We start from the raw sequence: 12,114 nt of genomic DNA, 5'->3' as shown, positions 1-12,114 counted from the left end.
CGGCTCGCAAACCTTCCTTGAAGGTTCCACGCATCACGGCCATACTTGCGGAATCGATTAAACTATTATTCAAAAGAAATTTGCTGGCGGCGGATATCCATGGCATTTCCGCAACCATGCTTCTGTTGATTACCAATCATAGATTTTATATTTCCCGACCGGTTCAGGGGCCGCCGCATGCTCGCACGAAAGACCAAAACTCCAGTTCTCGTGGAACGCATCGACCAGTTCGTCGGTCGGGTCAGGGAGGCGATGAAAAGCAGCGAGACGTTGCGAAACAAAAAAATCCGCGATCTTTGGGACGCAGAGGTCCGCTACCATTTCGACAATGGCCGCACGGAAAAGACGCTCGAACTTTACATCATGAAATATCGCTATGCCCTGAAGGCCGAATTTGGAGCTAAGAGCACCCCGCTTGCCATCTGCAACATGAAAAAGCTGCGGGAGCGGCTGAAGACCTATATAGAGCGGGCCGACTATCCGAAAACCGGCGTGGCGACCTCCATTGTCGAAAAGATCGAACGGGCGGAGTTCAACACCGCCGGCCGCAAGCCGACAGTGCTTTTGCGGATCGCGGATTTTATTGCAGCGATGAACGGCCTGGGCTCGAAAGAAGAGATGCAGGCCTTGTGGGACGCCGAAATCGCCGTCATGAAGGGCCGCGCCCAGACGACGATCATTTCCTACATCACCAAATATCGTAACGCCATCCGCGAAGCCTTCGGTGACGACCATCCGATGCTGAAGATCGCCACCGGCGATGCAGCGATGTACGACGATGCGCGCCGGGTCAAGATGGAGAAGATCGCCAATAAGCATGGTGCGCTGATCACGTTCGAAAATTACCGGCAGGTTCTGAAGATTTGCACCGATTGCCTCCAGTCCAACGATCCGCTGATGATCGGCATCGGCCTGATCGGCATGACGGGGCGACGCCCCTACGAGGTCTTTACGCAGGCCGAGTTTTCACCCGCTCCCTATGGCAAGGGCGTTTCCAAATGGAGCATCCTGTTTAACGGCCAGGCCAAGACGAAGCAGGGCGAAGGAACGAAATTCGGGATTACCTACGAGATCCCGGTCCTTGCACGCTCCGCAACCATCCTGTCCGCCTACCAGCGCCTGCGCGAAAGCGGGCAGGGAAAACTGTGGCACGGCATGTCGATCGACGATTTTTCATCGGAAACCCGCCTGCTGCTTCGGGACACGGTTTTTAATCTGTTCGAGGATCTCTGGCCGAAGGAAGAACTGCCCAAGCCCTATGGCTTGCGGCACCTTTATGCGGAGGTGGCGTATCACAATTTCGCGCCGCCCCATGTCACCAAGAACAGCTATTTCGCGGCCATCCTCGGACACAACAATAACGACCTCGAAACCTCGCTGTCCTACATGACCTACACGCTGCCGGAAGACCGCGACGATGCATTGGCGCGAGCCAAACGCACGAATGAGCGCACATTGTTGCAGATGGCGACCATCGCCCCCGTCTCCCGCAAGAACCCGTAGCGGTACCCGGAACTGCCCTAGAAAAAGCCTCTAATCCGGCCTTGCCTCAGGATAGCGCTGAACACGCTGCCAGCGGTATTTTCGCATGTCTGTCCCAACAGCCCGGACAAATGTGCCGCCCTCAGCTTTTGCCAAGTCTTTCCCCTTTGTCTGCCGGCGTGGTGTTGGCGTTGGCGCTTGGGGCCGCTTCTGCCTGCACGCGATCTGAACGCAGCCACGCACCAAACAATCAATATAAATCTCAACTAATTTAATAATACAAAATATTTACTCTAAATATTACTTTTAATTATACAGCTACACGCAAGATTATACTGCAATTATCCACTTCATAACTGGTTCACGCACAGATTTTGCCATAGTTTTTTCGGAGACACATGGTGCTGCCCGCATATACGACTTACGCTCTTTACAATCGTGATATGGAATTGTCGCTGAAACGCGTCGCGAACGACCCCGTCGTATCGCGCGACGCCAAATATTATGCGGATAATATCGGCAAGGTCAAAAACCTCGACGCGTTCCTGAAGGACTTCCGGCTCTATTCCTACGCCATGAAGGCACATGGACTGGAGGAAATGATCTATGCCACCGCCTTCATGAAGAAGGTGCTGGAAAGCAATCTCAACGATCCGAACAGCTTTGCCAACAAACTGAAGGATACGCGATACCGCGACTTCGCTGCCTCTTTCGATTTCGGCACGATCAAAGCGGAAAAATCGGTTCAGACAAAATCCCAGCAGGACCGGTTGATTGCCACCTATCACGCTACGATCGAACAGGAAGGCGCCGAATTAAAGGAAGAGACCCGTTTTTACAACATTGCCATCGAGAAGGTCGGGCATGTCGACGATATCTTCAAGAACACGCGGCTTCGGGATTATATCTTCAAATCCTTCGGCATCGACCCCAAGACCGTCAGCTACAAGCACGTCAAAAACGTTCTGACGAGCGATATCAGCAATGCCGATAGCTACATCAACAAGACCTACAAGTCATTGATCCCGGAGTGGAAGGCAAAGGCGGCCGATCTGCGCATAGAACGTGCAGGCGTCGCGTCCACCGACAAACCGGCGCTCGCAAAGATCGACTACCTGATCAGCCAATATAACAAGCGTATCAACGATGCCAACAAACTGTTCGAGATGGCGGCCGCGTTTAATTTCCGGGACGACGGCCGCGTAGATGACGGCATGCCGGCGCAGACGGCTGCGCAGAGGCGACTGATTAACGAAACCTACGTTCTTTCAAATCCCCGCCTGACGCAGGCCGGAGCTGTTCTCAACCGCGAGTATTTCGCGGACAAGATGAAAACCATCACCGAGGCCAGCCAGATGACGCAGTTTGCGCGCCTGAGAACGATGCTCATCGTCAGCTTCAATCTGACGGACAATGATGAGACGGACAAGAAAATCGGCTGGGCCGTCTTGCAGGATCCGAATGATCCGCAAGGCCCTATCCACAAGGAGAAGGACAAAGGTCTTGTCGATCTGGCACGCGCCTTCAATTTCGGTGCGGATGGCAAGATCAAGACCGGCAAGGTCGCGCAGACCGCCGAACAGCTCAACACCATGATGAACCTCTACTTCAGCCGTTACGATGACAAGGACGAAGCAGCGGACGAAAAGGCAATCAAGAACTACCAGCGCTATATCGGCCTGACGAAAAATCTCGAGGATTTTCTGTCGAACGCGCAGGGCGCGGTCATCATTCGAAACTTCGCCCTGAAGGCCTTCGATATTACCGCTGAAGAAGCCTCGTCCTTCACGCTGAAACGGGTATTTACCAGCGATCTGTCAGACCCGAAAAGTTACGTTTACACTTTGAAAGACGAGCGTTTCGTGCGGCTGGCCAAGGCTTTCAACTTTGATGCCGAGGGCAAGATCGGCTCACCCCGGCTCGCCCAGTCGGAAAACGAGATCACCCGAATATCACGAAATTATCTGAAGGAAGTTACCCGTTGGGACAAGGACAAAAAGGTCAGGGAGAAAGGCGAAAAGGAGGTCACCTACTATCGCCAGAAAATGGAAACGATTGAAACCGTCGATCAATTGCTCTCCGACCGCCGCCTTCTCGATTTCATGCTGATTGCGCAGCGTATCGACCCCAAAACGGTCACCACCGACTACCTCAAGAAAATCTTCAAGTCCGACCTCAAGGACCCCAAAAGTTTCGCCAATACCGAAAAGGATGCCCGCTTCCGCGCACTTGCCGGCTCCTTCAATTTCGACGCCAAGGGGAATATCGTCGCGAAAGCCGGCCAGAGCGTGCAGAACACCCGCAGCCTCATGGAAACACGCGACAAATATGTTCGGCAGACGCTGGAACAGCGGGTCGGCGAAGAAAATTCCGGCGTTCGCCTTGCGCTCTATTTCAAGCGCATGGCTGCCAGCATTTCCAATCCCTATGACATACTCGCCGATAATGCGCTTGCGGAGTTCACCCGCACCGCCCTTGGAATTCCCGCAGAAACCGCAAACTCCAAGGTGGATGCGCAGGCAAAGATGATCGAGAAGAAGTTGAAGATAAAGGACCTGCAGGACCCCAAGAAGGTCGAAAAACTGGTCAATCGCTTTTTGCTGACATTCGAAGCGAACAACGCAACGTCGGATCCGCGTCTCGCTCTATTCGGCAGCGGCAGCACGTCCATCAGCGGCAATACACTCGCGACGTTGGGGCAACTCCGCAGCCGCCGCAGAGGTTAGACCATCCATAAGTGCTGGCCGCAGGTTTTGCCCTGCGGCCAACATCATCTTAGTCAAACCCGCCCGTCGCCTGAAGTGCGGTAGAGCAGGGTCAATACGGTCAAAGCCAGCCCGACCAGCGCGACCGAGCCGAAAATGTAGAAGTTCCACTCCGGAGCCAGGCCCCGTTGCAGCACGAGACCGCCGATCATCGGACCGGCGATGCCGCCCAGCCGCCCGACGGCCAGGGAAAAGCCAAGACCCGTACCGCGAATATGGACAGGATAAAGCCGCCCGACCAGAACGTTGGCAAGAATCTGGGTTCCAATCGTTCCCGCACCCGCAAGGGCAACGAAGAGATAGAGCAACGGCCCCTTGTTTACCGTCAACGCCCAGATCGAGGCCGCACCAATGGCAAAAAGGACGGCCACAACCACTTTAACGTTACCCTTGTCGGCGAAACGCCCGCCGATGAGAATGCCAATTGCGGCTCCGACATTGAGCATGATGGAAAAGCTGAGCGCCGAACTGATGTCGTAGCCCATCTTGTTCATGATGGTGGGCAGCCAGTTGACCATGCCGAAGGTCAGCAGAAGCGAGCAAAAGTGAATGCCCCAGGCATTCAGCGTCGAAAGCAGCCGGCCTTCCGAGAAGAGGGCGCCCACGCCGCCCTTTTGGATCTTGGCATGCGGCGTAATGCGTTGCAGGCCGTAAGTGTCGCAAATCCCGTCTGCCTCTGCCTGCCGGCCCTTGCTTGCCAGCCATTCCGGCGATTCCGGCAGGAACCGCATGAAGATCGGCAGAAGAATAAGCGGCAGGCCGCCGATCAGCATCAATGGCCGCCAGCCATAGCTCTCCAGAAGCAAAATACCCATGAGGCCGGAAATGATGCCGCCGATAAGATAACCGAGGAAGGAAAGGGAATTTGCCTGCGCCCTGCGCTTGGGCGGCGAGAACTCCAGCACCAGCGCCGTCACCGTCGGCAAGAGCGCGCCAAGGCCGAGACCGGCGAAGAAGCGCGTGATTTCGAAAGCAAGAAAGTTCGGCGTCATGGCCGAGGCAATCATCATCGCTGAAAATCCGGCAAGGCTGATGAGAACGACCTTCCGGCGGCCGATACGGTCCGCCATGGTGCCGGCAAACAGCGCGCCGAGCAGCATGCCCACCAGCGTCAAGGCGGCAGCGCGCCCGACCATGGCCGGATTGAGCGCCCATGCGCCTTCTTTCAGCAACGCCGGTGCAACCGCGCCGTAAACGACAAGATCGTAACCGTCGAACATGATCATCAGGCCGCATGTCGCGATGACGCCAGCCGGGTTCTTCGTCCGCACCGAGGCGGCGCTCATATAATTCGTGGACATATTCCTCCCTTTCACGCATGAACGCGCCACCCGGAATGGATCGACGTCTTCCCGTTCCTGCGATTGCTCCCTGGGTGCCCGGCTTGCTCCACCCTGATGTGCGTCTCGCTCCTGTCAAGACACATATCGCCGGTATCACCCGCCTTCGATTAAATGTTGCGTTTGCAAAAATTGCAATTGAAATATTAACAATTGCCAACAGCCATTGGAGGCGTGGATTTCAGTCGCCTTCCAGCCCCGAAATCCTCGACAAAGTCGGCGTCCAGCTCAAAATACGAATGCGGTTATAGACGCCGTGAATGACAAAAGGGTCGGCGTCGCTAAAAGCCATGACGTCCTCGATACAGCGGGCTTCAGCAATGATGAGGGCCGCGGCAGACCCTCCGCTTTCCGCCTGCATCGGGCCGGATGCGAGAATTCTGAATCCTTCCGGAACGCCATCTTCGTTGCGTAAATGAGCCTTGTGGGCACTCATCTGCGCCAACCTTTGCTCAGCGGCAGCGGGATCACTTTCCGCAAAACGCACATAGAGCCGGGGACGGTCGCTACCGGCGGTCATCGGGCGAGCACGAAATCGTGGTCCACCGACCAGAACCAGCCGTTGGCGAACCCAAGCTCCTGCGCCCTCTGCGCATCCTCCACGCGCTGAAAATCGGCCAGCAGGCTTTCCTTCACACCGAAAACCGCATCCGAACGAATGTAAGGATCATCAGGGTCGAAAATATGCGTGACGAGCGTGGTGAAGCCTTCTGCCGAAACGATGTAGTGCAGATGCGCTGGTCGGTAGGGATGACGCCCCATGGCCCGCAGAAGCTGCCCGACAGGGCCATCATCCGGTATCGGGTAATATTTCGGCTTCGCCGCCCGGAACCAGTAGCGTCCGTCCTCACCGGTGACGAATACGCCACGCAGGTTGAAATCGGGCTGAATGCCCTTCTGCTGCACGTCGTAGAAACCTTCGTCATTGGCCTGCCAGACGTCAATGCGGGCGCCTGCGACCGGCATTCCGTCGGTGTCGAGAATGCGGCCGGTTACCAGCATGTCCTCGCCCTTGCCGTCGAGGCAGATATTGGCGCCCATCGGCATCTCAGGCGCATCGGCCACATGAAAAGGCCCGAGAACGGTGGATTCCGACGCGCCGCTCGGCTTGCGGTGGTTGATCGCATCGACCAGCATGGAAACGCCGAGAATATCGGAGAACAGGATCCACTCCTGCCGCCATTCATTGCAGATCTGGCCGACCTCGGTCAGAAAATGGATCGCCTTCATCCATTCCTCTTCAGTCGGCTCAATCTCTTTTACCGCCTCGTGAAGCTTGCGGGTGACGACCGCCATGATCTCCTTGAGACGCGGATCGTCACAATCGCGCATACGGGCAATCACGGTTTCGGCCGAACGTTCCTCGACGAAATAGCCGTCGTCACCGGTTGTTTTCATGTCCATAATGTCCTCCTCCCATCATTGCCGCTCCCCGCTTGCCGGATCACTCCGGCCTTGCGCCCTCGAAGGCGCGTTGCAACAGGGCGCGGATCGCGGTTTTTTCAACTGGCCGCGGGCACCAGTAAGGATTGGCGGTCGCAAGCTCGGCCATAGCGTCGAGATGTTCCTCGCCAACACCGAGTGCTGCAAGGCTTGCCGGCGCGCCGAGCCGGGCGGCAAAATCGTAAAGACCCGTCCCTGCCCTGCCACCGACAAGTGCGGCCAGCGGCGCAAGCTGATCCGGCACCGCCTGTTCCACATAAGCGATGGTATGCGGCAGAAGCACCGCATGGGTTTCCGCATGCGGCAAATCCAGACTGCCGCCCAGCGTATGACAAAGCTTGTGATGCAGCGACATGCCAACAGCGCCAAGCACCGTGCCACACAGCCACGCGCCGTAAAGTGCCGTTTCGCGCGCCTTGGTATCTTGCGGCGCCATCCTCACACCGGGAAGCGCCTCGATCATCGCACGCAACCCTTCCACCGCCATCATACTGGCGATGGGATTGCGATCCCGAGCATAAAGCACCTCTGCCGCATGGGCCATGGCGTTTAGCCCGCTGGTCATGCTGATGCCAACAGGTAATCCAAGTGTCAGCTCGGCATCGTAAATCACCACTTCCGGCAGGATTTCCGGACCGCGCAGGGTGGTCTTCACGCCATTTTCCGTCTGGCCAAGAATGGGCGTCACCTCAGAGCCGGCATAGGTCGTTGGAATGACGATCTGGGGCGCATCGGTGCGCAAGGCAATGGCCTTGCCAAGACCGGTGGTAGAGCCGCCGCCGAGCGATACGACGCAATCGGCACCGGCAGCGCGATAGGCCTCGACCGCCCTTTTCGTCACCTCGACCGGCGTGTGCATGGCCGCATCGGCAAAAACACCGGCAGCCAATTGGCCAAGCCGGGCGGCCAAAGCCTCCGCATCGCCCTTCTGATGGGGTGTGGAAAGCACCAACGCCCGTGACAGCCCGAGGCGACGGATTTCCTCCGCCACCCCCACGGAGCTACCCGTGCCAAAGACGATGCGGGCCGGGGCCGTCGTGTAGACGAACGGCTGCATGGCTCAGGCTCCGTCGAGCTTGAACAGGCGGCGCGCATTGGTACGGCCGATCTTTACCCGGTCGGCCTCGGCAATGCTCGTCGCATTGAACCAGTCGGAGGCATGATCGATGTTCTCGAAGGGCCAGTCGGTGGAGAACAGGATGCGGTCGGCACCGATTTCCAGAATGGCATCGATCAGGGTCTGGGTGCGGAAATTGCCAGAGGTGGTGATGTGGAAATTCTCGTTGAAATAATCCATGAAACGGCGCTTGGCCGGATAGCGCGGCGGCAGCTTCACCCAGGCATTGCGGTGGTCGATGCGCCACATCATGTAGGGCAGGCCCTCGCCCATATGGCCAAGAATGATGTTGAGGCGCGGATGCTCGTCGAACAGGCCTGATGCCATGAGGCGCAGCGCGTGAACCGCCGTTTCCTGCGCAAACGCCCAGGTGGGGCCAAGCAGCCAGGGGTGGCCGTCATAGATGCGGGAATCCTGCGGCAGCGGATTGCGCGGATGCAGATAGAAAGGCACATCAAGCTTTTCCACCTCGCCCCAGAATGGACGATATTGCGGCAGGTCGTAATATAGCGGTGTCTGGCCATCGCCCTCCTGGCTGAAGCCGTTGACGAGCGCGCCGACGAAACCGAGATCGTTGACGCAACGCTGAAGCTCCTCGGTCGCCGCATCCGGGTCCTGCAACGGCAGGGCTGCGAAGGCAAGGAAGCGGTCCGGCCGCTTTGCGCATTCTTCAGCCAGGACGTCATTGGCGCGGCGCGCAATCTCGATCGCCTTCCTCCTGTCGGGAATAGCCTGCACCGCCGGCGCATTCAGCGACAGGATCATGGTTTCGATGCCATGCGCATCCATCAGCTTCAGGCGCGTATCCTGAATGTCGAGCAGGCGATGCTGCAGTTCCTTCCAGTAATCACCGGGCACGAACCCGGCCGAATCCTGAAGTGTTTCCGGGATTGCGAAATGCTCTTCGAGAGCGACCTTGCCTTGCATGTTATTTCCTCCGAAAATCGCTGTTCACTTGCCGCCAAGTGTGCGGTCAATATTGGCCCTTGGGTTCCAGGCCGAGCATGCTCTGGCCGATCATGGTGCCCACGGCATCCCAGTTCATGCTGATATGGCGGCCCACCGCATTCGCATCCCGCCAGGCCCGCTGGACCGGATTGGAAAGATCAAGCCCGACACCGCCGGTGGAATCGTTGAGTGCCTGCACGGCGCGCAGCGCCAGAGAGACCGAAAAGGACTGGCCGCGACGGCTCAATAGCCGGTCGTCCACCGAAAATTCCGCCCGCCCTTCAAGCCTTGCCTGTGAGAGTGCCTGAGCCCGGGCAACGTCGCGCAACAGGATTTCACAAGCGGCATCCACGCTCGCAGCGGCTTCCGCGACACGCAGCTGGATGGTTGGAAATTCCGCCATGCGGTTATTGCCGCCCGCCACCGCACCGCGGGTCACCCGGCCACCGACATGATCGACATAGGCTGCCAGGGCACCCTTGGCTGCGCCGACGCCAGCCGAGGCGAGACAGGAAGGAATGCCGGTAAGAAGCGGCATGTTGAAGAGACCTTCCTGCGCATAAAACCGCCCGCCCGGCGTGTGGCCGCTGGTCGCGTCCGGAAAGGTCAGAACCCGATGTTTGGGAACAAAGACATCATCGAGAACCAGCGTCTTGGAACCCGTGCCGGCCAGCCCGACCACATGCCACGTGTCTTCAATGGCATATTGGCTTGCAGGCACGAGAAGGAAGGCCGGAACCGGCCTGCCTTCGCCCTGCGGCGGCAGGATGGCGGCGCAGAGAGACCATTGGGCATTCTCGCAGCCCGAGGCAAAGGCCCATTTGCCGCTCAGGCGGTAACCGCCGTCAGCGGCCTCCGCCATCTTTACCGGCGCATAGGAACCACACAGAAGCGCGTCAGGGTTTTCGTCCCAGACATCCGCCTGCGCCTCCTCTGGAAACATCGCCAGCAGCCATTGATGGGCGGAAAGCAGGCCGGCAACCCAGCCAGTCGACGCGCAGGCCGCCGAAAGCTCGATATTGGCTTCGACAAGCTCAGCAAATTCACCGCCCTGCCCACCGAAAGCCCGCGGTTTGACGACATCGAAATAGCCGATGCCGCGCAGCGCCGCGATATGACTGGCGGGAACGCGGCGCGCCTCCTCTGTTTGTCGGGCGCTGGACCGGAAAAGATCCGCTACACCGGCAACGCGACCGACGAGGCGGACATGCGGGTTCGTTTGCGCCGGCTGCGGCGCATGGCTCATATCGTTCATGATTGTCTCCTCCGAGAATAGTCTAGCCGGGAAATATCAGGCGGACAGGCCTGCCGGGCTTGCGGCGCAATATTGGGCATTTTCGTAAAGCAGCGGTCGTGTCGTCTCGCTTACATCGGCCGACACCACCTGTCCGATAAACACCGTATGCGTTCCATATGGCATTGCCGCGACACGGCGGCAGGCGATGGCGGCATGGGCCGTGGGCAGATAAAGAACACCGTTGTCATGACGCTGCCACTCGCCGTTGCGGAAACGCTCCTCCGGTGAAACCTTGCCGCTGAAAGCATCAGACAAGGCAATCTGGTCCTGCGTCAGCACATTCACGATGAAATCGGGCCGGCAGAGCAGCAATTCGTGCAGAAACGTGCGGTTGTTCAGGCAAACCAGAAGAGAGGGCGGCTCCATCGAAACCGAGGTGACGGCGGTAACCGTCATGCCGTGATCGCGCTGATCACCCGTGGCACAGGCAGTGATGACCGTCACGGTCGCCGGAAAACGGCGCATCGTCGTGCGGAAATTCTGGCCGACGCCTTCAGGCGCAAGATTGTTCAGGCCAAACAGTGCTGATGTCATGAGATCCTCCCAAATCCTGCATTTTTAAATATTTTCATTTGCAACATTTGTCAATGCAAATGTTTTATGGCGGGGGAGGCTGCGATATGGCCTCGCCGTCCCCGGTCTTCTGGAGCGAAACTATTGAAACTGATAGATTATGCCGGTACAGCCGATGGGTGCGCCACGTCATCCGCGCACGTGTTTCTCAAAACGGGGTTTTGCTTGTGTCTTATCAGTTCACTGACTCGGTACCCTACCTGCTCAACTGGGTAGGTGTTCGGCTTGGAGAGCGCTTCTCCCTGAGGCTGGCATCCTATGACATCACCCTGCCGATGTATCGTGTGCTGGCAACGCTGAGACAACAGGAAAGCAAAACGCTGACCGAGCTTTCAGACCTCGTGTCGGTGGAGATTTCCACGCTCTCCCGGCTTGTTGGCCTGCTCGTCAGACGCAACCTCGTCAGCCGCGAGCGACCTGTCGACAATGCGCGGATCGTGCGCATCACGCTGACGCCAAAGGGTGAAGAACTTGCCGAGGAACTGATGCCCATCGCCGCCATGTTCGAAAAGACCGCGATCGAAGGCCTTGACCCGGCCGAAGTGAAACTTTTCAAAAGCATCCTGCGCCACATCGGACGCAATATTGCCGGTCTCTGATCCCCCAAGGATCCGCTGACCCGTCACGACCTTCGCGTGCAATGTACTTGCAATGGCTGGTTCCTATCCCTGTGGCAACTCACCACAGCGGAGGGAAATTGCCCATGTCCGAGAGATTGTCACCCGCCTACCTGACAACGCTCGCCCTTGTCACAGCATCGATCCTGGTTTCGGCCTGCGCCTCGACAGTCATGAAAAACTACATCGGCGCGCCCATCACCAGCGTGATGCTGGACTATGGGCCGCCGGACAATATCTATAGCCTTGGTGGTGGACAGCAGGTCTACCAGTGGCGGAAGAACAAGACACAGGCTGTCGCCGGATCATCGAGTGGCGAAGTGCGGACAACACGGCGCGGAGAGCGTTACGAAGTGTCCGAGACGCCGGGTTATGTCGAGCGCATAGACTGCTTCTATACTTTCTACACACGCAATTCCGGCGGCGAATGGTATGTCACGAGCTTCCGGCAACCGGCGCTCGAATGCGAGTGATCGTTTCCGGATTTCAAACTCCGCCCTCCCAGATTTTTGACCGCCGCTTTGATGCTCGA

General features: G+C 57.8%; 11 protein-coding genes. 4 read left to right on the top strand and 7 right to left on the bottom strand.

The features are described 5' to 3' along the window. Positions 1-177: 177 nt before the first annotated feature. Positions 178-1,503 carry a telomere resolvase TelA gene (gene telA, locus ACQZ63_RS14595; RefSeq protein WP_113555676.1) on the top strand — a complete coding sequence of 442 codons (1,326 nt, stop codon included), beginning with the start codon at positions 178-180 and terminating at the stop codon, positions 1,501-1,503. A gap of 377 nt (positions 1,504-1,880) precedes the next feature. Beyond that, positions 1,881-4,208, top strand: coding sequence for a DUF1217 domain-containing protein (locus ACQZ63_RS14590; RefSeq protein WP_162763603.1), 2,328 nt, complete (start codon positions 1,881-1,883; stop codon positions 4,206-4,208). A gap of 53 nt (positions 4,209-4,261) precedes the next feature. Here the strand turns inward: ACQZ63_RS14590 and ACQZ63_RS14585 are convergent, their stop codons facing one another. The 7 genes from ACQZ63_RS14585 to graD all read right to left on the bottom strand — a co-directional run bounded on the left by ACQZ63_RS14585 (position 4,262) and on the right by graD (position 10,926). Further along, the gene (locus tag ACQZ63_RS14585; protein WP_013636793.1) at positions 4,262-5,548 is read right to left on the bottom strand and encodes an MFS transporter; all 1,287 of its coding nucleotides are present in this window, start codon (positions 5,546-5,548) and stop codon (positions 4,262-4,264) included. A gap of 220 nt (positions 5,549-5,768) precedes the next feature. Then, positions 5,769-6,107 carry a YciI family protein gene (locus tag ACQZ63_RS14580; protein ID WP_113555675.1) on the bottom strand — a complete coding sequence of 113 codons (339 nt, stop codon included), beginning with the start codon at positions 6,105-6,107 and terminating at the stop codon, positions 5,769-5,771. Then, the gene (graB, locus tag ACQZ63_RS14575; RefSeq protein ID WP_065662121.1) at positions 6,104-6,991 is read right to left on the bottom strand and encodes a hydroxyquinol 1,2-dioxygenase; all 888 of its coding nucleotides are present in this window, start codon (positions 6,989-6,991) and stop codon (positions 6,104-6,106) included. Before graB ends, ACQZ63_RS14580 begins: the two co-directional genes overlap by 4 nt. Positions 6,992-7,031: 40 nt before the next feature. Next, entirely contained in the window at positions 7,032-8,087 is a 1,056-nt protein-coding gene (gene graC / locus ACQZ63_RS14570; RefSeq protein ID WP_111783454.1) for a maleylacetate reductase, read from the bottom strand. Between the two features lie 3 nt (positions 8,088-8,090). Next, positions 8,091-9,074, bottom strand: a complete 984-nt coding sequence (tsdA, locus tag ACQZ63_RS14565) for a gamma-resorcylate decarboxylase (RefSeq protein ID WP_080797724.1) — start codon at positions 9,072-9,074, stop codon at positions 8,091-8,093. A gap of 46 nt (positions 9,075-9,120) precedes the next feature. Continuing rightward, positions 9,121-10,350, bottom strand: coding sequence for an FADH(2)-dependent resorcinol hydroxylase oxygenase component (graA, locus tag ACQZ63_RS14560; RefSeq protein WP_111783453.1), 1,230 nt, complete (start codon positions 10,348-10,350; stop codon positions 9,121-9,123). A gap of 36 nt (positions 10,351-10,386) precedes the next feature. Beyond that, on the bottom strand, positions 10,387-10,926 hold the full coding sequence (gene graD, locus ACQZ63_RS14555) for an FADH(2)-dependent resorcinol hydroxylase reductase component (protein ID WP_003514147.1): 540 nt from the start codon (positions 10,924-10,926) through the stop codon (positions 10,387-10,389). Positions 10,927-11,132: 206 nt separating this feature from the next. Here graD and ACQZ63_RS14550 point away from each other — a divergent pair, with 206 nt between their 5' ends. Both ACQZ63_RS14550 and ACQZ63_RS14545 read left to right on the top strand, forming a co-directional pair. Then, positions 11,133-11,564, top strand: coding sequence for a MarR family winged helix-turn-helix transcriptional regulator (locus ACQZ63_RS14550; RefSeq protein WP_025594436.1), 432 nt, complete (start codon positions 11,133-11,135; stop codon positions 11,562-11,564). A 104-nt stretch (positions 11,565-11,668) separates the two neighbouring features. After that, positions 11,669-12,055, top strand: coding sequence for a hypothetical protein (locus ACQZ63_RS14545; protein ID WP_162686674.1), 387 nt, complete (start codon positions 11,669-11,671; stop codon positions 12,053-12,055). Positions 12,056-12,114: the final 59 nt, after the last annotated feature.

The organism is Agrobacterium sp. CG160-95, from assembly GCF_053521725.1.
This window is presented reverse-complemented; position numbering and strand designations above follow the sequence as displayed.